Below are 23941 nucleotides of genomic sequence, written 5' to 3'. Positions count from 1 at the left end.
GGCATTGGGCATGGGGCAGAAAGAGAATGACAAATGACTAATGACTAATGACTACAGATTTGAATTTCGTTCTTATCAGCGAAGATTTTTGCGATCGCTGACTACTAATCATGGTAAGTGGGATATTCGTGAAGGTATTATCCTCCGGCTTACCGATGAATCAGGTAAAGTCGGCTGGGGAGAAATCGCCCCCATTAGCTGGTTCGGTTCCGAAACTCTAGAGGAAGCCTTAGATTTTTGTCGCCAACTCCCAGAAGAAATCACAGACGAGATAATTTTATCGATCCCAGATGAGTTACCTGCTTGTCAATTTGGCTTTGAGTCAGCATGGGAGTGGGAAAGTGAATTATTTTCAATGCCCAATGCCCCATGCCCAATGCCCCATGCCCAATCTTTCAGTGCCTTATTACCATCTGGGAAAGCGGCTTTAAATCAATGGGAAACTTTATGGCAGCAGGGATATCGCACATTTAAGTGGAAAATTGGTGTGGATGCGATCGCTGATGAACTCAAAATTTTTGAGTCGCTGATACACACTTTACCAGCCTTTACCAAACTGCGATTAGATGCCAACGGTGGACTCAGCTATGAAGAAGCTAACTTATGGCTGCGGACTTGCGACAATCTCAAGGCAAATGCAGAACTACCCCTAGAAATTGAATTTATCGAACAACCGCTCCCCGTTGAACAATTTCAGCAGATGTTGGAATTGAGTACAAGTTATGAAACTGCGATCGCTTTAGATGAATCTGTCGCCACACTTGGACAACTCGCCGCCTGTTATCAACAAGGTTGGCGAGGGGTTTTTGTCATCAAACCTGGGATAGTTGGATCGCCATCTCGTCTGAGAAAGTTTTGCCACCAGCATCAAATTGATACTGTATTTTCGTCAGTATTTGAAACTGCGATCGCTAGACTTGCAGCACTCAAGCTAGCAGCCGAATTGTCCCCAAACAACAGAGCGATTGGTTTTGGCATCGACCATTTTTTTGAACAAGAAGAAACGTGGTTTCAAAGTTTATGGAACGACCTTTAGACTATCTTAATAAGCTAGCTCAAAATGATTGGCTAATCGGTTATGATCGCCATCAATTTAATCAAATAGCTCAACAATTATATTTAGAATTAACACAACTATCAGCATCTGGAATACCACCAAAAATCATCTTAGCTGAACGCGAACCAGTACGATTTTTAGCAAGTTTTATTGCCGCTTGTGCTGCTAATTGTCCAGTTTTTCTTTGTAACCCAGACTGGGGAACACAAGAATGGCAACAAGTCTTTGATTTAGTACAGCCAGATATTATTTGGGGAATGGGGCATGGGGCATGGAACATAGGGAATGAGAATAATATCCAATGCCCAATTCCCAATAGCATCATGATTCCTACGGGTGGTTCATCAGGACAAATTAAATTTGCCATCCACACTTGGGAAACTCTCACAGCATCGATACAAGGATTTACAGAATACTTTCAACTAAAGCAAGTCAATTCATTTTGTGTGTTACCGCTATATCACGTTAGCGGTTTAATGCAATTTATGCGTTCTTTTACCACAGGAGGTAAACTAAATATTCAACCATTTAAAGCTGTAGAATCTAGTCAAATATTAAATATTAAACAATCAGAATTTTTCATATCTTTAGTACCCACTCAATTACAACGCCTCCTGCAAAATCCAGAATTAACTAAATGGCTATCCCAATTTAATACAGTACTTTTGGGAGGTGCGCCAGCATGGAACGAACTATTAGAAAAAGCCAGATTTCATCGCATTCGGTTAGCACCTACCTATGGGATGACAGAAACCGCCTCTCAAATTGCCACCCTTAAACCGGATGATTTTCTGAGTGGTAAAATTAGCAGTGGTCAAATTCTTCCCCATGCCAAAGTAACTATTCGCAATCAGCAAGGCGAGATTTTAAATTCTAATCAAATCGGAAATATCACAATTCAGGCTCAATCTTTAGCCCTTGGTTACTATCCAATAACCAGAGAAAATCAAACTGATTTCCAAGTAGATGATTTGGGCTTTTTAGACGAACAAGGATATTTAAATATTGTCGGACGTAACAGCGATAAAATTATTACAGGTGGCGAAAATATTTACCCAGCAGAGATTGAATCAGCTATACAAGCCACTCAAATGGTTGCTGATATTTGTGTAATTGGCATTCCAGATAAACACTGGGGACAAGCCTTAACAGCGATTTACATTCCCAATAAATCAGATACCTCTGCCTTAAAAATCCAAACCCTACTCAAAGACAAACTGAGTAGATTTAAAATCCCTAAATATTGGATTCCCCAGCAAAACTTACCCCGTAACTCCCAAGGTAAAATTAACCGCCAACAATTACAACAAATAGCCACAGAATTCCTTCAAAATCCCATCACATAATCTCCCTCGACCTTCTTCTCTCTGCGTCCTCTGCGTCTCTACGGTTCGTCTCCAACCACTGAACTATCTCATCAGATAATTCCTGTTTACTTCTACTAGTGGCATCAATACAAACATGGCGAGTAATAGCTTTAGCAACTACCACCTCAGCCACAGTAATCTCGTAACTAATTTCAAATTTATCACTACCTATTTTTTGGGGAATTAAACTAATCAGTAACTTGTCCCCACCAAACATAGGACGCATAAAATCGACACTAGCATGAACGATGGGGAAAGCTACAGAAGGATTAGTAAAAAAATCTTTGAGATTAATACTTGATGCTTCTAGAGATTCTTCATAAGCTTCATGGCAAATACTCAAAACGTTAGCAAAATAAACTACCCCAGCAGCATCAGTATCTTGAAAGCGAACCGTGCGGTTATAAGTAAAAGGCATTTTTGATAATTAAATTACGAATTACGAATTATGTTGACTCCAACGGCGGAACCTCGAAGTCATTAAACGAGGAAACATTGTAAGACGAAGCCTCTAAAGCCTTCACCAGCTTACCGTCAAGAGTCAGCAAAGTAGCACCTACCTGCTGTGAAAGTGCGACATAAGAGCCATCGTAGGCGGAGATTCCATAATTTAATGCGATCGCCACTGCATCCGCCATCAAATCAGCCGTAGACACAACACGCAAAGGGAAAGCTTTGAGACTAGCTAAATTCCCTTGAATCAAAGAAACATTGTAACGACTTGCACGAGCATACTTCCACAAAACGTTTGCACACTCAATGTAAAACAGGTCAGGTACAAAGATTTCTGTCTGGGGATAGGTAAGGTGAGCAAATAATTGATTAACCTTGGCTGTTAACGGATCGGGAATAAATTGCTTAACCGACACACTCGCATCCACAAGGCATCTAAAAGAAATTGTCATCTGTCCCGATCTTCTCTAATCATGGCAGTGCTGTCAGGCCATTCGATATCAGTTGGTAGCTGTTCACGGCGAAGACGAATTTCCTCTAAAAGTTTTGGGACATTTTTTCGCTTTTCGTCTTCCGTTTGCTGTGTTTTTACCTGCAAGGCATTCTGCAAGATTGTAATAACTTGAGCATCAACTGAGCGATTTTCAGCTTTAGCTAACTGTTGCAGCCGTTCGTATAACTCATCGGGAATATCTAGCGCATGAAGGCTAGCCATTGATTGACCTCCCAAAAGAATTTATTGGTAATGGTAACATGACGGCAGTAGGGGGCGATCGCCTTTGGTTTGTGAATGCGATCGCTTTATTATCTCTACTACCCATCTGTTTCTTAATCCTTCTCTTCTGATTCCTCTGACAGAGATTTTAGTGATGTTTTTCGTAAAACCCAATCAAGATAAAGTACAAGAATCTGCATTTTCAGAAAGTTGTTAGCATTTTTGATATTTGCATCACTTAGCACCCATTTACAAAACTTTTCCAGCAGTATTCCAACAACAACTTCAACAGACTTATTTACAACCAAAGGGATTAATGTTTCTAGCATTGCGATCGCCTCAGTAGCTTGACTGAGTACAATGTCGCAATTTTCTTTTGTAGTTATTTATCTGACTTACCTTGACTTAGCCTGACTTAAACTGATTTAACTCCACATTTTGATAAAAACTTTGGCTACACTGGCTTATAAGTAATTGTGGGAGTGGTCAATGTCTATACCAGAGGACTTTCTTAAGCAACTGGAGCAATACAGTGAATTGTCGCATCGAGAGAAAGAAGTCTTTCTGGAAATATTCGGTCGTAGTAAGAATCGAGTCCACGTAGCTCAAGAATTAAACATTTCTGAAAGTAACCTCAGCACTTGCCTCACAGGTATTTACAAAAAATTTTGTATCGCTGGTAATGGCCCTGTTAAAGAAAGTCGCTTACGGGAGTATCTGAGCAAAAGATACTCACAGCAAAAACCCTCTGGTCATTTAACTACAGATGATATAGATGATTCTATTGATACTTTAGTGCAAGAAATCCGTAAACAAATCAAACCCTACATCAAAGAAAAGTGCGGAACCATGAAGGTATTAGATATGCCTAAGCCAATTGAGTTGACAGGAAAACAAGGTATTTACACAAATGTCAATATTTTGGAGGAAATAACAGGACGAAGACGACTAAAAGTTGCGGAACTAATGCAAAGCTCTGATCATGATAACTTTGAGCGACTTGGACTTAGCCGAGTAAAACAGAAACGAGTCTCAGGATTAGAGGTTGTACAGCGCTATAGTAAGTTGATGGTTTTAGGTAAACCAGGAGCAGGAAAAACCACTTTTTTAAAATATCTAGCAATGCAGTGTATTGAAGGGAGATTTCAAGCAAACAGAGTTCCCTTGTTTATCACTTTAAAAGATTTTGCAGAGGCATCTAAAAAACCAGATATTTTGAAATTTATTGTTCAACTATTATCAAACTGTGGGGTAACTCATACCAGTGTGGCAGTAGAGAAACTGTTGAAACAGGGTAATGCATTGGTATTGCTGGATGGGTTAGATGAAGTACGAGAGGAAGACACCAAGCGTGTTTTACGACAAATTCGGGAATTTTCTGACTTGTTTCATACCAATCAGTTTGTAATTACCTGTCGGATTGCTGCCAAAGAATACACCTATCAAAATTTCACAGAAGTAGAGATGGCAGATTTTGACGAAAAACAAATAGCCATTTTTGCTCAAAATTGGTTCCAGTTAACTGATACTGTTAAAAGTCAAAGATTCATTCAAAAACTAAAGGAGAATGAACCAATCCAAGAACTAGCAAGTAGTCCTTTACTTCTGACATTACTGTGTTTGGTGTTTGGAGATAGTGGAGATTTACCAGCAAATCGTTCTGAACTTTATCAAGAAGGATTAGATATATTGCTGAAAAAATGGGATGCCAAACGCTATATTGAACGGGAACAAGTCTATAAAAACCTGTCTTTACAGCGCAAGGAAGATTTATTAAGTCAAATTGCCTTAACTACTTTTGAGCAGAAAGACTATTTTTTTAAGCAAAAAACGACTGAATCATACATTGCTGATTTCATCCGTAACTTACGTGATGCTGACACAGATCCAGAAGTATTGAAACTCGATAGTGAAGGCGTTTTAAAGTCTATTGAAGCACAGCATGGGCTAATAGTAGAACGAGCAAAAGGTATCTATTCCTTTTCTCATTTAACGTTTCACGAATATTTTGCTGCCAGAGAAATAGTTACTAACTCTGCTTATGAAACTTTGGTTGTTCATATCACAGAGAAACGTTGGCGAGAAGTATTTTTGCTAACTGCTAGTATGATGCGAAACGCTGATAATCTATTGCAGTTAATAAAGCAAAAAACTGATAGATTATTAGTTATAGATGAAAAGTTACAGCATTTTTTAATGTGGCTAAATCAAAAATCTCTTTCTATTACAGCTCCCTATAAACCATCAGCCATCAGAGCTTTTTATCTGCGGAATGAATTTGACTGTATAACACTATCCGATGATTTTTTGAATATTGATAGTAGAATTGACCGTAATTTTGAATTTATCGAATATGCTGAATATGACTTTAGCAAACTCTCTAGTTATGAAATATGTTTTCCTCTTGATAGCGCTCTTAGTTCTATTTTGAATAAAGCTCATAGACTTTCTTCTTTATTACATAATTTACCTAATATAAATAGTAAGTCTTTTAAAGAAAGTTATAGTTATTTTCGTGACTATCAGCTTGATGAATGTTTTAACTTTATTCGCGATCACAAACTACATGACGAAATAAGCAAACTTAAAGAGGAATTACCTACATTAAATTCTCGGACAATACATTGCTTAGAATGGTGGCAAAATTATGGTCATAATTGGACTGTAAAGTTAAGAAAATTGTTAATTAAACATCGTAATATTAGACATGACTGGCAGTTTACTGATAAGCATATTGAATTACTATGCCAGTATTACAATGGAAATAACTTACTAATAGATTGTCTCAATAGCGATTGTTATGTAAGCCGGAAAGTTAGGGAAGAAATTGAAAATACTTTGCTGTTACCAAATAAAAATTAAACATTTATTAGAAGTTGATAATACAGCTACAAGCAGATAAATCAGCCAAAATATAGTTAAATCTACCTGTGAAAAAAGATATTTGCGATCGCACTTTTACTTTTTCAGTTCGCATAGTCAAATTGTGCCAGTTTTTAGATGACAAACCAGGAGTAGGGCGAACACTTGCTCAACAGTTGTTAAGGTCAGGAACATCGATTGGAGCTAATGTAGAAGAAGCACAAGCTGCTCAAAGCAAAGCAGATTTTATCAGCAAGCTCATGATTGCACTAAAAGAATCCCGTGAAACTCGGTATTGGTTAAGATTGCTCATTGCTTCCGAAATAGTACCTCAAGCAAAAATTAGTCAACTCCAAACCGAAGCCGAAGAACTAACAAAAATTCTTGGTGCCATCATTATCTCCACCAAAAGCCACACCTAACCTCATCCTCCTCAATTTTTAATTTTTAATTTTCAATTTTTAATTCCTAAACGGAGAGGGGGAGATTCGAACTCCCGGAGGTTTTAGCCTCATCCGATTTCAAGTCGGACGCAATCGACCACTCTGCCACCTCTCCAGTAAATCTGTCAAACTTGTGCTTATCCTAGTTTCAGACGCTATTCAGGCGCTTTTGTTGGTTAGCACTAAACTTGACAGATCATACTATACCCTATTCTCTACGCAGATTGCACTACTGGATGCGAATGTCTACGACACAATACGCGATCGCTCGTACAAAATTTCCCCTTTAGCCACCTGAAAATCATTTCCCACCCAAACTAGGGAAACTTGCGAAACCACACCCGCCTCTAGGGTGACAATGGAAAAATTACGCAACTTCTCGCCACCATCTTCCACAATCCTGGGGACACTAGCCGCATTCAAGTAAATTGTCCCCTCTGGACTTCTAAAGATGGGTTTACGCTGCACCTTCTTGGTATGGCGTAAATCTCGGTGCATGTGACCAAATGTCACCAGAGGAATGGTTTTACCAGCAGTCAAGGCTTGAGAAATCGCCTCGCCCAAATCTGGATCGCCAAAATCGCCGCCAATTGGGTGCCAGTCTTTGCCGCAGGGGTCTTCGGGGCGATCGCCTAACCCACTAGGCCCATTGTGACCCAAAAATATAATTGTCTCGTAAGCGGCGCTTTTAACAGCTTTCACGATGCGATCGGCGGATTCTTCCAAACTCGTCACACCGTAACGTTCTTTACAGATTTCCGCGAATTTCCACTCTGGGCCACCCCAAGTAAAAGGACGACCCCCCACTACAGTTAAATTCCAAGCGGGAAAATCCAGCTTACCGTAACCGACATGGGACGAACCTAATAAATCGAGTTGTTCCTGTACCCAGTCTTCCTTAGAGCGGTCATAAGGAGCCTTTTTGCGTCCCCATTCGGTGGCGGTGTACCAGGCATCGTGGTTGCCCATTACGGCTGCTTTGGGAATATCGAGAGATGCGATCGCTCTGACCACTTCCACCGACTCATTGCCAAAATCCCCAACAAACAGCACTAAGTCAACACCCAAATGCTTGAGTGCAACGCCATCTTCCACTTCCCATTGGTCGTGAATATCTCCAACTACAGCAATTTTGAGGTTTATCGATTGAGTTTTTTGACTGGTCATGCCACTTTCCTTGCCGTCTATCTCCAGGATATGAAACTCAGCCCAATTTGGACACAACCCCAAAAGATCAACCGTCCACTATTTTTGGTAAAAACTACTATAATTGAATCCACAGGACATACATTTGCAACATAAAGCACCCCTAAACTGTGTTTACCACTGCACTAGCTCAACGAGAAAACACCCAACTGGGTGAATTACCACTAGATTTGTTTGCCGCGATTCAGAGTCTCAAAAAAGAACTCAACGCCGTTATCCTGGCGCATTATTATCAAGAGCCAGATATTCAGGATATTGCAGACTTTATTGGGGATTCATTACAACTAGCAAAAGCCGCAGAAAAAACTAATGCGGATGTAATTGTCTTTGCTGGCGTTCACTTCATGGCAGAAACAGCAAAGATACTTAATCCCGATAAATTAGTACTTTTACCAGATTTGAATGCTGGTTGTTCTTTAGCAGACAGTTGTCCAGCAGACGAATTCGCAGCTTTTAAAGCAGCGCATCCCAATCATCTGGTTGTGTCTTACATCAACTGCTCTGCTGATATCAAGGCGATGAGCGATATTATTTGTACTAGTTCCAATGCTGTGAAAATTGTCCAGCAGATACCGAAAGAACAGCCGATTATTTTTGCCCCAGATCGCAATTTAGGGCGGTATGTAATGGAACAGACAGGACGAGATTTGGTGCTATGGCAAGGTAGCTGTGTTGTCCATGAAACCTTTTCAGAAAAGAAAATTGTCCAGTTAAAAATTGCTCACCCAGAAGCAGAGGCGATCGCACACCCAGAATGTGAAAGTAGTGTATTGCGCCACGCCAGTTTTATTGGCTCCACAGCCGCCTTACTCAAGTATTGTCAAAACAGCCCCACCAAAGAATTTATCGTTGCGACAGAGCCGGGAATCATTCACCAAATGCAAAAATTAGCTCCTGACAAGCATTTTATTCCTGCACCACCGATGAATAACTGTGCTTGTAACGAATGTCCCTTTATGCGGTTAAACACCCTAGAAAAGCTCTACTGGGCAATGAAAAATCGTACTCCCGAAATTACCATGTCAGAGGATATTCGGCTGGCTGCACTGCGACCAATGCAACGAATGCTGGGGATGAGCGTGTAACCAGTATTTTTTATCTAGATGGTAGAGACGCAGTTTTATTGCGATCTCTACCCACAAGTTATTTTTTCCAGTCACTTGCAATTTCTAAAACATAGTGCTAAGATTTTAAATCGTGAGACAAATCGGGTCGGTGTCCGAGTGGTTAATGGAGACGGACTGTAAATCCGTTGGCTAGCGCCTACGCTGGTTCAAATCCAGCCCGGCCCACCACTTACGAAGTTATAAGTTATAATGACTGGGTTAAGAGCAAAGCTCCCAGCATTGTAACTTAAAACTAAAAAACCCAAATTATATTTTGCCCGTGTGGCTCAGTGGTAGAGCACACCCTTGGTAAGGGTGAGGTCACGAGTTCAATCCTCGTCACGGGCTTTTTAAATTGATAAAACAATCAACGTAAAAGCAAGGGTTTCAGGCTTTTGAAGGAATTAAAATGCTGAAAAGCTAATTATCTTACTTGTATTTGTAACTATTTTGACTATGATTTTGACTATCAGGTTAGAATTTGGGGTATCCAGCTTGTTTTTTTGGCTATGATTTTGTAGGCTCAGTATAAGCCACAGAAACATTTATCCTACGATTCAGCAATGCCCTTTTTTCACTCTCTCCTCTAAAGTCCTTGGATCTGATTACGAATTTCATTATCAATCTGTGATTCCTGAATTACCGAAAAGTCATCCGAATCGTCATGTAATCCGTGAGAAGCGATAAATTTACTCCCATCTTCTACTTCAAACAGTAATCCAATTTCATTTGCAATATCTGCGTATAGTGCGCTGCTATAGCTTCTTTTTAAAATAGTTATATTTGATATACGCTGCCCTACAAACCTAGCCCAAAAGTTATTACTGTATACTGCATCTGTCGCATCTACTGGATAAAGCTCATTATCTTCTTCAGCTAGTTCTTCACTTATTTCAGCAGCCTCGTTTTTCTCAACCCAGATAGTAACTGAGTTTTTTGATGGTTGACTTCCATATCCAATAACTAGCCCTGAGTCAAAGCTCATAATAAGACAGCCGGCTGTCAGTGAAAAAACTTCTTTTGCTTCAATGCCGTATTCCAGAACCGCCCTATCAGGTGGCTGCCAACTATATCTAGTCAAATTCAGTATCGCAAGTCCCTTAAGAGAGTCTAAAACCTCACTCCGATTAGATGGAATATCTGATGTATATAAAAAAGTTTTCATTGATTTAGTTTTTTTGAGTAAACTCAATAAGTTTCAATTTTCCTCATGGATTGTTAACTGTCCTTCTACTTTTCCATAAGCTTTCTTCACCCAATACCCTCTAGGTGGCTTTTCTATCCCATAAGCCTTACACCACTTTTCTACAGCCTTATCAGACACCCCAAAATCTCTGCCAATTTGTGCTGTTGGCTTTTCCCAAACTAGTTTTTCTAGTTCTTCTTTAGATGGCCTTTCAACTTTTCTAGTGTGAATTCTAGAATCTGGGTTAACCTTTCTAGTTGTTAAATCAACGCCAAACTCCTTGTAGGTTCGCTTAGATGCTACTTCAGTTAAGTCTGTAAAATCTTCCCACCAATAAAAAGGATTGGGTGATTTAGGTGGCGTTGTTCTGATACCGCAACCGCCAAACGTGATTGATGGATATACTACTTTGTTTATATCTGGCAAATAAAGACCATAGAAATCAAAGTCATTAGATTTATATTTTTTCTCATGACAACCATTCTTGTCTGCCCAATTGCTTTTATTTTTCAATGTGCCATCACAACTGTACTTAGCTTGAATTCTGTAACATTTGCCATCTTTGTAGGCAATCAAATCAAAGGGTGCATGTTCAGTTACTACTGGTACAAAAACCGAATATTCTTTCTCGACTAAATCTGCTATTACTTTAGCAGCTGCTAGATCGCCCTTATCTTTTGTGTGGTGCATTTATATGAACTCTCAAGCCTATTTGGTAAATTACCATGAAAAGGCTTTTTTAGGGTTCGTATTAAGTTAAAACGAGCGCGGCAGGGTTCGAACCTGCGACCAACGGATTAGAAATCCGTGGCTCTATCCACTGAGCTACGCGCCCAAAACAAAATTATGGCTCCCAAAGGAGTCATCTAAACCATTATATCGTCTTCGCGTACCAAGAAGCAATCGAAAATTGCAGATTTACCACTAGCAAGGCTAAGATGCTAGTCGCTAGTTAGTGCAATCTACACCGAAAACGAAACAGATGGGGTATTGGTTTAGATATATTGTGTTGTCAAGGGGTTATTTGCCCGTTAGCGCTAACGTCCTCTGGGCGGCTACCTTCGGGAAGAATCTGGCGATCGCGAGGCTCATTCCTACAGTATGCTAGGTAATTTCAGCCTTGGCGATACTGCCAAATGCCATTATATATTCCATATTAAGAGTGCCCCTGTGAGGAGTTATTTGCTAGTGCCATGTTTATTCTCAAACGGCAGGATGTTGAAATATCAAGCATTCAGCACCCAAAAAAGGATCAGCAGGTGCCGATCCTCAGTTATCAAGGGCAGACTTTTCGCTTGATTAGCGTATTCAAAGCTAGTCAAGAGGAAGAAGCTAGAGCCTTATGGAGAGAATTAACGGATAACCGAGGTAAAGCCTGTGTTTTGCTGGAGGAACCGGAACGCTTTAGTGTTTGGGGTAAAATCCGTTTAGAGCAACTAGATAGTGACACAGGTAATCATGGCAAAACGGCGATTTTAATCCAAGCCGGTATTTTGCTGTTGCAGGGTGTTTCTATCGACATTGAAGAGTTTTTAGGTGCTAGACAAGCTGCATTATTTGAAAAAGATATTGCGGAGGTGTTCAAGCAAAAACAATTTCCCCAAGCATCTTCCTTAGAAGCAGTGAAATATCTGGTATCTACTAATCCTTTGCCAACAGCCAAAATACCTGATTGGCAAGAAAATCATGTAGTTATCCTGTTACAAGAACTGCATCGATTAGGAAAGGCCTATTTTGGCAATGCTAATTTTACCAAACAAGTAATTTATAAGCTAGAAGATATGCCAGAAGCCGAGCGATCGCTGTTTATCACTTGGCTAAATCAATCGCCACTGGGTAAACTATGGCAGTAGCATGGAAATTTTTTCACAAAAATCCTGCCACTGGCACTTGCTTTTGGTGTCCGATTGTGTATTACCTGATAGACACACTGCTAGATATACAGTCCTTTAACTCAAAATACTGCCAGAGTGCATCTACATAGTCAAGTCCTATGAGTAACTCTTACGAGAATTCGTTCCTTTCTAAATCAATTTTCACTACTCAGAACATTGTCTTAGCTAATATTGGCTGGGCCGTACTGGCACTGCTATACTTTTTGTTATTTAGTGCCAAAGTTCCTGGAGCCGATGGCATAGAAAGCCGAGCTGAGTGGTATGTGATTGGCACAAATATTTTTGAAGCTTTAGCTTATTTGGGTGCCAGTATCTTATGCTTGAGGAACTGGCTGAGTCCGCAAATCGTCAGTGGCCGGAATGTTTGGCTCTTAATTGGGCTAGGTATGCTTTCTTATTTCGTTGGAGGGATAATTTTCGGCTATACCGAAATAGTTTTAAAAGATGAACCGGATGTGTCTGTGGGCGATATATTTTTTGTACTGACTTATCTATTACTTGGCGCAGGCATGATTTTAGCTGTGGCTTCCAGGCGAATCAATCTGGAAAAATGGCAGTGGCTAATTGTATTAGCAATTGCAGTGTTCGGTAGTTTATTGGCATGGTGGATTTCTATGCAACAAGAAACACCCTCAGAACTGCTAGTCGCTATTTTGAATTGGTTTTACGTAGTTAGCGATGTAGTTTTGTTAATTATTGCTACCACTCTGCTACTAGCCTTTTGGGGGGGAAGAGTTTCCCAGTCTTGGCGAATGATTGCAGCGGCGGCCTTTTCGCTCTACATTGCAGATATGTGGTTTAAATATGCCCAAGGCCCCAATTATCAAAGTGGAGAAATATTAGAAGTGTTTTGGGTGTTTAGTGGAGTGTTATTTGGTATGGGCGCTGCCTTAGAATATGACGCATCACTAAGACGAACGCGGCGTACCAGCGGACGTAAACGAGCTTAGTAAGGATTTTTGGTATCTACCGTGAGAAAACTAACAGACTCTGACAAGCAAGAAATTCTGAAGTTATATCGAGAGACTGCTGAAACAACCTCAACTTTGGCAGACCGCTATGGTGTGAGTAATTCGACAATTAGTCGCCTGCTCAAAAGCACTTTGCCAGAAGATGAGTATGAATACTTAGTCTCCTTAAAGCGGGCTGCGAGAACTCCTGAAGGAAGGGCACAGGTTAGCTACGAGCAGTTACCACTGCTGAGTCAACCAGAACCAGAGCCGGAGATAGAAGTTCCAGCCAGCGAAAGCCAACCCTTGGAAGTGCCAAAGGTTGAGCCACTACCACGTAAGATAATTCGTGTAGAGCAGGAACTTAACTCAGAGGAAACGGCGGAGTCAATTGCTGCTAGCAGACGGGTGCGGCGACGCCCCTCGGCTGCGGAAAAACCGAAACTCCGAGTCACAGCAGATAAATTAGAAACTCCAGAGCCAAAGCCGCCGGAAATAGTCAGCATCCCCATCCCACCGCTAAAGAATGAACATCCAGGAGCGGCTGTTATCGCGCATATGCTGGGCGAAGATTTGCTCGACGAATCCGAAGACTTGGATGATTTAGATGATGATGATTTAGAGGATGACGACTTTGAGGAAGAAGACTTTGATGATGATGACCTGGATGAGCAAAGACCTTTAGTTACAAGAAGAAGACCAGGTGAAGCATCAGTTGAAGTTTTACCACTGTCGATAGCCAATTTGCCCAAAACTTGCTATTTGGTAATTGACCGTTCCTCAGAATTAATTACGCGACCTCTGAAGGACTTTGGTGATTTGGGACAAATTCCCAGCCTGGAAACCCAGCAAAGAACTCTGCCGGTGTTTGATAACCATCGCGTCGCCAAGCGTTTTTCTACTAAACGCGATCGCGTGATTAAAGTTCCTGATAGTAAAATGCTCCATAAGGCTCGGACTCATCTCCAAGCTAAGGGCATTACGCGACTGTTGATTGATGGTCAGGTCTATTCTTTGTCTACGGTTTAACATTGGGCGATTCAATTTTGGATTTTAGATTTTGGATTAAATTTCAATCTAAAATCCAAAATTTAAAATTCTTACTCCTTTCAACTGTATACAGCCCTTGCAAAACGTTCTGCTAAGTAAATAATGTCTTGTTTACGAGCAATTTGGTTTATCCATTATTTGGGAATATTTTCCACTCCATAGTAAATTCCCGCTAACCCACCGGTGACGGCGGCGGTTGTATCGGTATCTCCGCCTAAGTTGACAGCTTTCAGTACTGCTTCAGAATAAGACGAGCTATTTAATAGACACCACAGGGACGATTCTAAGGTATCAATCACATAGCCACCAGAATTAATCTCTTCTACTGGTATCTTGGCAATCTCACCACTGAAAATTCTGCCAAAATGCGGCTTCTCTAATAAAAATTCTCGGACAGAATAAATTGTTTGGATATCTTGCAGTCCTTGTAAATAAGCTGTTTGCAGGTCAGCCCCTTCTAAAAGCGCCACTGCAATACTAATATAAATGCCGCAGGCCATTTGAGAACGGAGATGACCGTGGGTAATGGAAGAAACTTGATGCACCCGCGCAATCAATTCATCCAGAGTTAAACTTTTGTAACAATAAGCCATCGGCAAGATTCTCATCAGAGAACCATTGCCATTACTATTTTCACTAGTACCACCTGCTTTTACGGGCGGAGTTCCTTGTTTCCAATTGACAATTGCTAAAAATGTGGTGTTACCAATATCAAATACTTCGCCTTGAGGAGTCGAGTAACTTTCGTGATACCAGCGCCAGAAAGAATTAGCAATCGCATCGAGTGAAAATCCCTCACAAAGACATTCTGCCAAGCAAAACGTCAGCGAACTGTCATCTGACCAAGTACCAGCAGGAACATCCCAAGTTCCATAACCCAACATCGTTGTCACTGGAGATTTTACTCGTTCAGCACGGCTGGTGAACTCCACTGGCACACCCAATGCATCACCAACACATAAACCCATCAAACCAGACAACGTTTTTGCAAAAGTTAGCATTGTTCAACCAGCATGAAACTTTTCTACAACTGATTTTACTTGCGATAAGTTGCTGATTAAATAATTGGTATACTTTCTAATTCCAAACTAGCTGTACACAGCCCTAGCAAAACGCTCTGCCAAGTAAATAATGTCTTGTCTACGAACAATTTGGTTTATCCATTTTTGAGGAATATTTTCCACACCGTAGTAAATTCCCGCTAATCCACCAGTGACAGCAGCAGTAGTATCGGTATCTCCGCCTAAGTTGACAGCTTTCAGTACTGCTTCAGAATAAGACGAGCTATTTAACAAACACCATAAGGATGATTCTAAGGTATCAATCACATAGCCTCCAGAATTAATCTCTTCTACTGGTAGCTTGGCAATTTCACCACTGAAAACTCTGCCAAAATGCGGCTTCTCTAACAAAAACTCCCGCACAGAATAAATTGTCTGGATATCTTGTAGTCCTTGTAAATAAGCTGTTTGCAGGTCAGCCCCTTCTAAGAGCGCCACTGCAATACTAATATAAATGCCGCAGGCCATTTGCGATCGCGCATGAGCATGGGTAATTGCGGAAACATCATGCACTCGCGCCAGTAATTCCCCTAAAGTCAAACTTCTGTGACAATAAGCCATCGGCAAGATTCTCATCAACGAACCATTGCCATTACTATTTTCAACCTTACCGCCCGCTTGATGGGGAACAACTCCCTGCTTCAGGCGCATAATTGCTGTGTGGGTAGTTTGACCAATATCAAAGACATCGCCACGGGGAGTCCAATAAGCCTCCTTATACCAGCGCCAGAAGGAATTAGCTATTGCATCCAAAGAATACCCTCTACAAAGGCATTCTGCCAAGCAAAAGCTTAAGGAACTGTCATCTGACCAAGTTCCTGGTGGTTGATTCCATGTGCCATAACCCAACATCGTTGTCACTGGAGATTTTACTCGTTCAGCACGGCTAGTAAACTCCACTGGTACACCCAACGCATCACCGACACATAAACCCATCAAACCAGACAACGTTTTTGCAGCGGTTAGCATTATTCAATCTCCACGAAAATTGCTCAAAATTAACTTTATAGATTCCCTCTATAGCTTGTTGCAACAGATGTTACAGCCTACTTCATCATCTGTGAAAAGCTCGGCAAAAATTATTAATCGGGTATTTTATTTACCATACCCAGACTTCATTTTAGTTCCAAATATTGTGACAGTTTTAAAAGCGTCTGTTGGGGGAACAAACAGCCAGAATGGAAAGACATTGAGATGTAATTATAACAGCTTATTTATCAATTTAAAGGATAGTTATTCTCTAAGCGTTATACATTAACAACAACAATTTTTTCATACAAGTTGGGAATCATTTGGAACATTATCACTTTATTTTCGACCTGGAATATACAAGTAAAAAATACAAAATTTGGTAAAAATTATGAAACGCTTACTCAAGTCTTTCGTGACAATTTCTGCATTGTCTTCCTTAATAGTTGCTCCTTTTGTTCTATCAGCTGGTCAAGCTTCTGCTGAAACTAAAAAGGGTACTGATGCTAGCTATGTTGGTGCTGGTGTTGCAGCTGGCGTTACCAGTGGCGGACAAGGTATCAACGATGATGCCACATTTGGTGGTAATGTTACAGGTCGCGTGAAATTAGGAACTACGCCATTTTCTGCACGCGGTAATGTCCTCTGGAGTGATAAAACAAGTGCCATTATCCCAGAAGTTTCTGTGGATGTGCCTATCGCTAATAGAACTAATGCCTATTTAACTGGTGGTTATTCTTTTGTAGAGAAAGATGGCTCACCAACTCCTATAGGTAACAAAGATTCAGTAGTGGTAGGTGCTGGTGTTGAATCAGAAGTTGCTAATAACTTCCTCGTCTATACTAATGCCAAAGTAGGACTTGGTGCTTACCAAAATAGCGATGCTTCTGCTGTTAGCATCAATGGTGGTATTGGTTATCGTTTCAAATAAAAGATTATTGAGTCCTCAGTCAGTTTATACTTTACTTAGTACTTAGGACTCAGCACTTCTTCACTCACTACTCCAAAAAGCTGGTTTTGTTAAGTATTACATCACTGACAAAGCCAGCTTTTGCCGTGATAAAATTAAAATATTCCTCATTATTCCGGCCGGATTACCGGGGATAAACTAGCTGAAAGGTGCTGATTCGGCGTCTACTAATGCTTTATTGAGAATACTATACAAGTCTAATGGTTAAATCTGCTCCTTCCCCCATCGCAACCCGTAAGCCTTCCAAAGTAGAAGGGATCAAGGAAAATAGTAATTTTTTGCGCGAACCTGTAGCAACTGAGATTCTTCAAGACACTACCCATTTTACTGAAAATGCGGTACAGCTTTTGAAGTATCACGGTTCTTATCAGCAGGATAACCGCGACAACCGCACCAAGGGACAGGAAAAAGATTACCAGTTTATGCTGCGGACAAAAAATCCGGGTGGTTTAGTACCGCCGCAGCTGTATTTGGCTTTAGATAAAATAGCTGATGAGTATGGCAACCACACATTACGAGCAACTACCCGTCAAGGTTTCCAACTGCACGGAATTTTAAAGAAGAATCTTAAATCAGCAATTGCCACCATTGTCAACAACCTGGGTTCGACTTTGGGAGCTTGCGGCGACATCAACCGCAACGTGATGGCACCACCAGCGCCCTTCAAGAATCGCCCAGAGTACCAGTATGCTTGGGAGTATGCCCAGAATATTGCTGACTTGCTAACAGCACAGACAGGCGCTTATTACGAAATTTGGTTAGATGGGGAAAAAGCAATTAGTGCTGAAGAAGCTCCAGAGGTAAAGGCAGCCCGACAGCGCAATGGCAATGGCACAATTATCCATGACAACGAAGAACCGATTTATGGCACTTACTATATGCCCCGCAAGTTTAAAATTTGCGTGACAGTGCCAGGGGATAATTCGATTGATTTGTATTCTCAAGACCTGACGTTGGTAGTGATTACCAATAAGAAGAAGCAATTAGAAGGATTTAATATTTTTGCTGGTGGTGGTTTAGGTAGAACCCACGGTAAAGAAGAAACTTTCGCTAGGTTAGCAGACCCCATCGGTTATGTGGCGAAGGATGATGTTTACGACATAGTAAAAGCGATTGTTGCGACCCAGAGAGATTATGGCGATCGCACCGACCGTCGTCATGCCAGATTAAAATATTTAATCAACGACTGGGGCCTAGATAAATTCCGCACTCAAGTTGAAGAATATTTCGGTAAATCAATTGAAGCCTTCAAACCACTGCCAGAGTTTAAATTTCACGACTTCCTCGGCTGGAATGAACAAGGTGATGGCAAGCTATTTTTAGGAATTTCCATTGACAATGGTCGAATCAAGGATGAAGGTTCGTTTCAACTAAAAACCGCTTTGCGAGAAATTGTCGAGCAGTTCAACTTACCCATCCGTCTTACACCCAACCACAATCTGATTTTTTACGATATCGAACCAGATAGCAAGCAAGCTATTCAAGACATTCTCAGCCGTCACGGTGTCGTAGACGACCCCAGTCAAATCGAACCTTTAGTGCGGTATGCAATGGCTTGTCCAGCTTTACCCACTTGCGGCTTGGCAATCACAGAATCAGAACGGGCAATACCGGGTATTTTGGAAAGAGTTCGCGCCCTTTTGGATAAAGTTGGTTTACAAAAAGAACATTTTGTGGTAAGGATGACAGGATGCCCCAATGGTTGCGCTCGTCCCTACTTAGCAGAATTGGGCTTTGTCGGTAGCGCTCCAGAATCTTACCAATTATGGTTGGGGGGTTCGCCAAATCAAACTCGACTGGCACAACCTTACATAGAAAAGCTGCACCATAATGACTTGGAAACCTTCTTAGAGCCGATTTTTGTTTACTTTAAGAAATCTCGGAAATCGAAGGAAAAATTTGGTGATTTTTGCGATCGCGTTGGTTTTGATGCCATCCGCGAATTTGCTGCTAGCTACGAACCGCAAACAGCTAATGGTGCAAACAAATCGCGCCATCGAGTCAATTTGAAAGAAGAGGTTTATGGCAAGCTGAAAGAAGTAGCAGAAAGTCAAGGTAAGCCGATGACTCAGTTAGTTACTGAAGCGCTAGAGGCTTACTTCCAGAATCTTTCGTAAGCTGAATAAATAATTAAACCATGAATGGACACAGATGGACTTATCTGTGTCCATATTTGATTTGATATTCTTAAAATTCCCAAATCTCATGTCTCAACTGCAAAGAATTGCGATCGCACCTTCTCAATTCCAACAAGGGCAAATTTTACTCACCAAAGAACAGCAGCATTATTTGGGGCGTGTGTTGCGCTTGCGTGAAGGCGATCGCTTTATTGCAATGGATGGTAAAGGAAAATGGTGGTTGGCGCAGCTAGCAGGGGAACAAGCAGAGGTTTTAGAATCGCTTTTGGTAGAAACAGAATTACCTGTATCAATTACGCTGATGGTGGCGTTGCCCAAAGGCAATGGATTTGATGAAGTTGTGCGGTGTTGTACAGAGTTGGGAGTAACTTGTATTGCACCAATATTGAGCGATCGCACTTTACTTCATCCTAGTCCTCAAAAGCTCGAACGCTGGCGGCGCATCGCAGCCGAAGCCGCCGAACAATCAGAGCGCTCATTCGTGCCCACAATTTTAGAGCCTGTTGCTTTTAATATCGGTTTGTCATTAGTCATTGATCATTTGTCATTTGCAAACAGTCAGCAATATATCTGTGAAGCGCGTGGTGAGTTTCCCCATTTAAAAGATTGCTTACACCACAAAGGACAAATGACAAATACTTCGACTACGCTCAGTACAAGTGACAAAGGACAAATGACAAATACTTCTCTACGAGAGGCTGCGCCAACGACTACGCTCAGTACAAGTGACAAAGGACAAGAAACAATTGTTATTGCTACTGGCCCAGAGGGAGGATGGACAACACAAGAAATTGAAAATGCGATCGCAGTTGGATTTCAACCTGTTTCCCTTGGTCGCCGCATCCTGAGAGCAGTTACAGCCCCAGTAGTAGCATTATCCTTGATTACCGCAGCTTGTGAAGTATAAATGATTTATAGCTCACGCAAAATTCCTTTTGCGCGAGACATCACTCCAACGTGTATTAAAAGTAAGTGATGATTGAGCAAGTTGCGATCGCCTTTGAGCATAAAGACTATAAAACAGCAGCTAAATTACTCAAACAGCTGCAAAAAGAATCACCCGAAAATCCTTGGGTACAATATTATCTCGGTCGGCTCCATGAAGTATCTCAAAAGCGCCAAGATGCAGAACAAATTTATCGGCAATTGCTACGAGATACAAGGAACGCCAAAATAGTAACGCTCGCACGCCAAGGTTTGCGACGGCTACAAGAAGTGGAGCTAGAAGAAAGACAAAGAGCTATTTCCCAAGCAAAATCTGAACCAAATAACACCGAACTTGGCGTACTGGTCTTAGAGCCACTCAGCACCGAGATGAAAACAGAAGCATCTCGAAAATTTGCTCAGATTATGCAGCTAGATCCCTACACTGCACGGCTGATACTCCCAAGTCGTGGCTGGAGATTGTACCGCACTGGCCAAGTAGGAGAACTCAAATTTTATGGCAAACAGCTACAGCAGGCTGGTATTCCTTGCTTTTGGGCAACAATAGCGCAAATTCAGCAAATTCAAGTTTATCAAGTCAAACATTTCCAAGCATCTACCCCACAAGCTACTGTTGTTTGCCGAAACGAAGTCAATCAACTCGGTTCTCTCACCTTTGACTGGTCAGAAGTTACAGCAAGAGTAGTGGGACTTTTGCCCATTTTTGAACAAGTTGTAGATGTTGATGCCCGCCGTAAACTGGAATGGAAAACCCAAACACAAGACTATGCTCAGTTTTGTGATTTACACATCCCTGGTAGGCGTTCCATTCTCCGACTTTATGATAACGGCTATGAATTCCAGCAAGGTTTAGAAATCATTCCTCAAGCTAGCCAAAATACAATCAGAATTAATTGGAATAGTTTATCAAGTTGGATTGACCAGCAACTACCTCAAGTCAAAATCTGGTCAGATTTCACGCCTTTTGCAGATACAACATTAGATCAAACAGAAATGTTGAGTCATATCAAGTCTCACATCGATCTGTTTCGTAGGGAACAGACTAATTGGGATTCAGCTTTTCATTTGTATAGTGGACTGGTGTTTGTTAAATAATTCGTAATTCGTAATTCGTAATTCGTAATTCGTAATTCGTAATTTGTAATACTTCGGCTACGCTCAGTACAAGTTCGTAATTCGTAATTAAGTTACTTATTACCTACTTGAAAAAGTAAGTTCACAAATTAAATAGGAGTGTTCTATGAATATAGTAAGCGCTAAAAACCAACAGCGAGGGGGTTTGTATGTTCAATCGCCTCAAGGAGAGCAACTAGTTTTTCCACTTAAACATACAGAAGTTCTAGCAAAAATTGCGGGTAACTTGTCACGAGTTGATGTCATCCAAAGCTTTGAAAATCCCTTCACGCAGCCTTTAGAAGCAGTTTATATCTTTCCGTTACCTGATGAAGCGGCGGTGGATGACATGGAAATCAAGATAGGCGATCGCATTATCAAAGGTAATATTAAAAAACGTGAAGAAGCACAACAAATCTATGAAAAGGCCAAACAAGAAGGACGCACCGCCGGACTTTTAGAACAGGAACGAGACAACATTTTTACCCAATCTCTAGCTAACATCAAACCTGGCGAACAAATTGATGTCACAATTCGTTACACCGAAAGTTTAAAATTTGAGGCGGGAAACTACGAATTTGTTTTCCCGATGGTAGTAGGGCCAAGATATATTCCCGGAACGCCAATAGATGGTAGCGGGGACACAGACAGGGTTCCTGATGCTTCCCGCATTACACCGCCTGTAGTCTTAGAAGGAACGCGCTCGCGTCACAATATTAATGTCATTGTCGAAATTGATGCGGGTTTGCCAATTTCCGAAGTGCGTTCTCCTTCGCATCAATTAAAACTTGAACATTCAGGTCAAATTGTGCGGATTCAATTAGCTGGAGAAGATACAATTCCCAACAAAGATTTAATTCTCCGCTACCAAGTTTCTGATAAAGAAACTCAATCTACAGTATTAACCCAAGCCGACGATCGCGGCGGACATTTTGCCATATATCTGATTCCAGCTTTGGAATATTCTACTGATGAGATTGTCCCCAAAGATGTCGTATTTTTGGTGGATACTTCCGGTTCCCAATCTGGCGATCCGTTGCAAAAGTGTCAGGAGTTAATGCGGCGATTTATCAATGGTTTGAATCCCAACGATACTTTCACAATTATCGATTTTTCCGATAGAGTCAGACAGTTATCGCCAACACCTCTGCCGAATACATTAGAAAATCGTGCCAAAGCGATCGCTTACATTAACAATTTACAAGCTGATGGCAGCACAGAAATGCTCAATGGCATTCGTAAAGCCATAAATTTCCCTACACCAATCGGAAGATTACGCAGCGTTGTACTCTTAACTGATGGCTATATCGGCAACGAAAATGAGATTTTAGCAGAAGTACAACAGCATCTCCAACCAGCAAATCGCCTTTATAGTTTCGGTGCTGGTAGTTCAGTTAACCGTTTTTTACTAAATCGCATTGCTGAAATTGGCCGAGGAATATCTCGGATTATTCGTCACGATGAACCCACAGAAGAAGTAGCCGAAAAGTTTTACAGGCAAATCAACAACCCCGTACTCACAAATATTCAAATTTCTTGGCATGGTGACACAGAGTCGCCTGTCATTTACCCAAAGGTAGCGCCTGATTTATTTTGCGAACAACCATTAGTTTTGTTTGGTCGCAAACATGATAGAACTAGCGGAAATCTGCAAATTTCCGGTATTGCTGCGGGCGGTAAGCACTATGGAAAAACGTTTAACCTCAAATTTGAGGAAACAGGAAATCTTGCTGTAGCGCAGTTGTGGGGACGCGCTTGTATTAAAGACTTGATGAATCAAATGGTGAGTTTTGAAACCAAAGCTGGTGTAGAAGCAGTTACAGAAACAGCCTTAACTTATCAACTGCTTTCTCAATACACCGCTTTTGTGGCTGTCAGCGATGACCTGCGGGTTGAACCAAAAAGCGAATACGTGTCTATGCAGGTGCCAGTGGAAATGCCGGAAGCAGTTAGTTACGAAGGAGTGTTTGGCAATGCCCCGGCAGGTGGTTTTGCGCCTCAAATGGAATTCTTAACCTTATCAGCACCAGCTCCAACAGAAGCTCCAGATTTTCTTCGGCAAAAGCGATCGCCACAATCCCCAGCAGCCAAAGAAGTCGAGATATCTTTGAGCTTTGATTTCGAGGAGATGGCACAAGATGAAATTTTAGACGCAGCCATCAACCATCAGTTAGAGGTCATCAGCATCACTGGCTTGGATAATACAGAAATTGCTAATCTAACTCGACACCTTCAGCAACTAAACCTTCCTTCAAGCTTCAGTGGTGAAATCGTCTTTGAATTCACCGTCAAGAAAGGTCGGGTAAAACGGGTAGTTTTGGATGAAGAAACCTCCACCCTAAAAGATCCAGTTGTAGTGGAGAAAATTAAGCGATCGCTCTTACTTTGGAGAGTTCCCTCAATTACAACTGGCAAAGTTATCTTAACCTTGCATCTTCACACTTAATCTATAGAG

At 41.2% G+C, this 23941-nt stretch carries 22 protein-coding genes, 4 tRNA genes and 1 pseudogene; 16 read left to right on the top strand and 11 right to left on the bottom strand.

What is annotated here, in order from left to right; all coding sequences use genetic code 11:
• Window positions 1–40: 40 nt before the first annotated feature.
• Both ACR5KR_RS21345 and ACR5KR_RS21340 read left to right on the top strand, forming a co-directional pair.
• The gene (locus ACR5KR_RS21345; RefSeq protein ID WP_448267913.1) at window positions 41–1036 is read left to right on the top strand and encodes an o-succinylbenzoate synthase; all 996 of its coding nucleotides are present in this window, start codon (window positions 41–43) and stop codon (window positions 1034–1036) included.
• The gene (locus ACR5KR_RS21340; RefSeq protein WP_448267912.1) at window positions 1021–2403 is read left to right on the top strand and encodes a 2-succinylbenzoate--CoA ligase; all 1383 of its coding nucleotides are present in this window, start codon (window positions 1021–1023) and stop codon (window positions 2401–2403) included. Before ACR5KR_RS21345 ends, ACR5KR_RS21340 begins: the two co-directional genes overlap by 16 nt.
• Here the strand turns inward: ACR5KR_RS21340 and ACR5KR_RS21335 are convergent.
• From ACR5KR_RS21335 to ACR5KR_RS21325, 3 genes are read right to left on the bottom strand one after another with little or no spacing between them, the layout of a single operon-like run.
• On the bottom strand, window positions 2396–2842 hold the full coding sequence (locus ACR5KR_RS21335; RefSeq protein ID WP_445630611.1) for an acyl-CoA thioesterase: 447 nt from the start codon (window positions 2840–2842) through the stop codon (window positions 2396–2398). The genes ACR5KR_RS21340 and ACR5KR_RS21335 overlap by 8 nt on opposite strands.
• 28 nt (window positions 2843–2870) lie before the next feature.
• Window positions 2871–3329: a type II toxin-antitoxin system VapC family toxin gene (locus ACR5KR_RS21330; RefSeq protein WP_448267911.1), complete on the bottom strand. Its 459-nt coding sequence runs from the start codon at window positions 3327–3329 to the stop codon at window positions 2871–2873.
• Window positions 3326–3592 carry a FitA-like ribbon-helix-helix domain-containing protein gene (locus ACR5KR_RS21325; RefSeq protein WP_448267910.1) on the bottom strand — a complete coding sequence of 89 codons (267 nt, stop codon included), beginning with the start codon at window positions 3590–3592 and terminating at the stop codon, window positions 3326–3328. The genes ACR5KR_RS21330 and ACR5KR_RS21325 overlap by 4 nt, the downstream gene beginning before the upstream one ends.
• Between ACR5KR_RS21325 and ACR5KR_RS21320 the strand changes: the two genes are divergently transcribed.
• Window positions 3592–3723 carry a hypothetical protein gene (locus ACR5KR_RS21320; protein ID WP_448267909.1) on the top strand — a complete coding sequence of 44 codons (132 nt, stop codon included), beginning with the start codon at window positions 3592–3594 and terminating at the stop codon, window positions 3721–3723. The two genes, ACR5KR_RS21325 and ACR5KR_RS21320, sit on opposite strands and share 1 nt — an antisense overlap.
• Here the strand turns inward: ACR5KR_RS21320 and ACR5KR_RS21315 are convergent.
• Entirely contained in the window at window positions 3706–3921 is a 216-nt protein-coding gene (locus ACR5KR_RS21315) for a hypothetical protein (protein ID WP_179065221.1), read from the bottom strand. The two genes, ACR5KR_RS21320 and ACR5KR_RS21315, sit on opposite strands and share 18 nt — an antisense overlap.
• 466 nt (window positions 3922–4387) lie before the next feature.
• Here ACR5KR_RS21315 and ACR5KR_RS21310 point away from each other — a divergent pair, with 466 nt between their 5' ends.
• Both ACR5KR_RS21310 and ACR5KR_RS21305 read left to right on the top strand, forming a co-directional pair.
• Window positions 4388–6454: an NACHT domain-containing protein gene (locus ACR5KR_RS21310; protein ID WP_448267908.1), complete on the top strand. Its 2067-nt coding sequence runs from the start codon at window positions 4388–4390 to the stop codon at window positions 6452–6454.
• 68 nt (window positions 6455–6522) lie between these two features.
• Window positions 6523–6876: a four helix bundle protein gene (locus tag ACR5KR_RS21305; RefSeq protein WP_448267907.1), complete on the top strand. Its 354-nt coding sequence runs from the start codon at window positions 6523–6525 to the stop codon at window positions 6874–6876.
• Between the two features lie 51 nt (window positions 6877–6927).
• On the opposite strand, the gene ACR5KR_RS21300 is transcribed toward ACR5KR_RS21305, so the two are convergent.
• Together ACR5KR_RS21300 and ACR5KR_RS21295 are read right to left on the bottom strand one after the other, a co-directional pair.
• Window positions 6928–7012: transfer RNA gene (locus ACR5KR_RS21300), tRNA-Ser, on the bottom strand.
• A gap of 131 nt (window positions 7013–7143) precedes the next feature.
• Window positions 7144–8064, bottom strand: a complete 921-nt coding sequence (locus tag ACR5KR_RS21295) for a TIGR04168 family protein (protein WP_448267906.1) — start codon at window positions 8062–8064, stop codon at window positions 7144–7146.
• Between the two features lie 149 nt (window positions 8065–8213).
• Between ACR5KR_RS21295 and nadA the strand changes: the two genes are divergently transcribed.
• The 3 genes from nadA (at window position 8214) to ACR5KR_RS21280 (ending at window position 9557) form a co-directional block, all read left to right on the top strand.
• Complete coding sequence (gene nadA / locus ACR5KR_RS21290) at window positions 8214–9188, top strand: quinolinate synthase NadA (protein WP_448267905.1); 975 nt, start codon at window positions 8214–8216, stop codon at window positions 9186–9188.
• A 124-nt stretch (window positions 9189–9312) separates the two neighbouring features.
• Window positions 9313–9398, top strand: a tRNA-Tyr gene (locus ACR5KR_RS21285).
• An 87-nt stretch (window positions 9399–9485) separates the two neighbouring features.
• Window positions 9486–9557: transfer RNA gene (locus ACR5KR_RS21280), tRNA-Thr, on the top strand.
• Window positions 9558–9795: 238 nt separating this feature from the next.
• Here ACR5KR_RS21280 and ACR5KR_RS21275 read toward each other — a convergent pair.
• The 3 genes from ACR5KR_RS21275 to ACR5KR_RS21265 all read right to left on the bottom strand — a co-directional run bounded on the left by ACR5KR_RS21275 (window position 9796) and on the right by ACR5KR_RS21265 (window position 11230).
• Window positions 9796–10374 (bottom strand): hypothetical protein, encoded by a 579-nt coding sequence (locus ACR5KR_RS21275; RefSeq protein WP_448267904.1) that lies wholly within the window; start codon window positions 10372–10374, stop codon window positions 9796–9798.
• Window positions 10375–10407: 33 nt separating this feature from the next.
• Complete coding sequence (locus tag ACR5KR_RS21270) at window positions 10408–11085, bottom strand: group I intron-associated PD-(D/E)XK endonuclease (RefSeq protein WP_445630621.1); 678 nt, start codon at window positions 11083–11085, stop codon at window positions 10408–10410.
• Window positions 11086–11157: 72 nt separating this feature from the next.
• Window positions 11158–11230: transfer RNA gene (locus tag ACR5KR_RS21265), tRNA-Arg, on the bottom strand.
• 358 nt (window positions 11231–11588) lie between these two features.
• Here ACR5KR_RS21265 and ACR5KR_RS21260 point away from each other — a divergent pair.
• From ACR5KR_RS21260 to ACR5KR_RS21250, 3 genes are all read left to right on the top strand, one after another.
• Window positions 11589–12248 (top strand): Npun_F0813 family protein, encoded by a 660-nt coding sequence (locus ACR5KR_RS21260; protein WP_322669652.1) that lies wholly within the window; start codon window positions 11589–11591, stop codon window positions 12246–12248.
• Between the two features lie 140 nt (window positions 12249–12388).
• Window positions 12389–13240 (top strand): hypothetical protein, encoded by an 852-nt coding sequence (locus ACR5KR_RS21255; protein ID WP_322669653.1) that lies wholly within the window; start codon window positions 12389–12391, stop codon window positions 13238–13240.
• A gap of 21 nt (window positions 13241–13261) precedes the next feature.
• A complete protein-coding gene (locus ACR5KR_RS21250; protein ID WP_445630622.1) occupies window positions 13262–14269 on the top strand; it encodes a transposase in 1008 nt (335 codons plus the stop codon).
• 80 nt (window positions 14270–14349) lie between these two features.
• Here the strand turns inward: ACR5KR_RS21250 and ACR5KR_RS21245 are convergent.
• Both ACR5KR_RS21245 and ACR5KR_RS21240 read right to left on the bottom strand, forming a co-directional pair.
• Window positions 14350–15291: pseudogene (locus ACR5KR_RS21245) on the bottom strand (ADP-ribosylglycohydrolase family protein).
• An 87-nt stretch (window positions 15292–15378) separates the two neighbouring features.
• Window positions 15379–16320 (bottom strand): ADP-ribosylglycohydrolase family protein, encoded by a 942-nt coding sequence (locus tag ACR5KR_RS21240; RefSeq protein WP_448267903.1) that lies wholly within the window; start codon window positions 16318–16320, stop codon window positions 15379–15381.
• Window positions 16321–16711: 391 nt separating this feature from the next.
• Here ACR5KR_RS21240 and ACR5KR_RS21235 point away from each other — a divergent pair, with 391 nt between their 5' ends.
• The 5 genes from ACR5KR_RS21235 to ACR5KR_RS21215 all read left to right on the top strand — a co-directional run bounded on the left by ACR5KR_RS21235 (window position 16712) and on the right by ACR5KR_RS21215 (window position 23932).
• Window positions 16712–17251 carry a hypothetical protein gene (locus ACR5KR_RS21235; RefSeq protein ID WP_445630624.1) on the top strand — a complete coding sequence of 180 codons (540 nt, stop codon included), beginning with the start codon at window positions 16712–16714 and terminating at the stop codon, window positions 17249–17251.
• A 239-nt stretch (window positions 17252–17490) separates the two neighbouring features.
• Window positions 17491–19407 (top strand): sulfite reductase, ferredoxin dependent, encoded by a 1917-nt coding sequence (gene sir / locus ACR5KR_RS21230; protein WP_448267902.1) that lies wholly within the window; start codon window positions 17491–17493, stop codon window positions 19405–19407.
• Window positions 19408–19495: 88 nt separating this feature from the next.
• Window positions 19496–20335, top strand: coding sequence for an RsmE family RNA methyltransferase (locus tag ACR5KR_RS21225; protein ID WP_448267901.1), 840 nt, complete (start codon window positions 19496–19498; stop codon window positions 20333–20335).
• A 68-nt stretch (window positions 20336–20403) separates the two neighbouring features.
• Complete coding sequence (locus ACR5KR_RS21220) at window positions 20404–21468, top strand: tetratricopeptide repeat protein (protein ID WP_448267900.1); 1065 nt, start codon at window positions 20404–20406, stop codon at window positions 21466–21468.
• A 145-nt stretch (window positions 21469–21613) separates the two neighbouring features.
• Window positions 21614–23932 carry a VIT domain-containing protein gene (locus ACR5KR_RS21215; RefSeq protein WP_448267899.1) on the top strand — a complete coding sequence of 773 codons (2319 nt, stop codon included), beginning with the start codon at window positions 21614–21616 and terminating at the stop codon, window positions 23930–23932.
• Window positions 23933–23941 lie beyond the last annotated feature (9 nt).

The sequence above is a fragment of the Nostoc sp. DSM 114159 genome, assembly GCF_053470285.1.
The sequence above is the reverse complement of the archived record's forward strand: the minus strand, read 5'-3'. Positions and strand labels throughout refer to the sequence as shown.

Bases quoted from the DNA above. Each gene is read 5' to 3' on its own strand.
- ACR5KR_RS21240 (WP_448267903.1), bottom strand. From the start codon at position 16,320: ATGCTAACCGCTGCAAAAACGTTGTCTGGTTTGATGGGTTTATGTGTC.
- ACR5KR_RS21215 (WP_448267899.1), top strand. From the start codon at position 21,614: ATGAATATAGTAAGCGCTAAAAACCAACAGCGAGGGGGTTTGTATGTT.
- ACR5KR_RS21295 (WP_448267906.1), bottom strand. From the start codon at position 8,064: ATGACCAGTCAAAAAACTCAATCGATAAACCTCAAAATTGCTGTAGTT.
- ACR5KR_RS21315 (WP_179065221.1), bottom strand. From the start codon at position 3,921: ATGCTAGAAACATTAATCCCTTTGGTTGTAAATAAGTCTGTTGAAGTT.
- ACR5KR_RS21330 (WP_448267911.1), bottom strand. From the start codon at position 3,329: ATGACAATTTCTTTTAGATGCCTTGTGGATGCGAGTGTGTCGGTTAAG.
- ACR5KR_RS21325 (WP_448267910.1), bottom strand. From the start codon at position 3,592: ATGGCTAGCCTTCATGCGCTAGATATTCCCGATGAGTTATACGAACGG.
- ACR5KR_RS21340 (WP_448267912.1), top strand. From the start codon at position 1,021: ATGGAACGACCTTTAGACTATCTTAATAAGCTAGCTCAAAATGATTGG.
- ACR5KR_RS21255 (WP_322669653.1), top strand. From the start codon at position 12,389: ATGAGTAACTCTTACGAGAATTCGTTCCTTTCTAAATCAATTTTCACT.
- ACR5KR_RS21345 (WP_448267913.1), top strand. From the start codon at position 41: ATGACTAATGACTACAGATTTGAATTTCGTTCTTATCAGCGAAGATTT.
- ACR5KR_RS21220 (WP_448267900.1), top strand. From the start codon at position 20,404: ATGATTGAGCAAGTTGCGATCGCCTTTGAGCATAAAGACTATAAAACA.
- ACR5KR_RS21335 (WP_445630611.1), bottom strand. From the start codon at position 2,842: ATGCCTTTTACTTATAACCGCACGGTTCGCTTTCAAGATACTGATGCT.
- ACR5KR_RS21260 (WP_322669652.1), top strand. From the start codon at position 11,589: ATGTTTATTCTCAAACGGCAGGATGTTGAAATATCAAGCATTCAGCAC.
- ACR5KR_RS21225 (WP_448267901.1), top strand. From the start codon at position 19,496: ATGTCTCAACTGCAAAGAATTGCGATCGCACCTTCTCAATTCCAACAA.
- ACR5KR_RS21235 (WP_445630624.1), top strand. From the start codon at position 16,712: ATGAAACGCTTACTCAAGTCTTTCGTGACAATTTCTGCATTGTCTTCC.
- ACR5KR_RS21275 (WP_448267904.1), bottom strand. From the start codon at position 10,374: ATGAAAACTTTTTTATATACATCAGATATTCCATCTAATCGGAGTGAG.
- sir (WP_448267902.1), top strand. From the start codon at position 17,491: ATGGTTAAATCTGCTCCTTCCCCCATCGCAACCCGTAAGCCTTCCAAA.
- ACR5KR_RS21270 (WP_445630621.1), bottom strand. From the start codon at position 11,085: ATGCACCACACAAAAGATAAGGGCGATCTAGCAGCTGCTAAAGTAATA.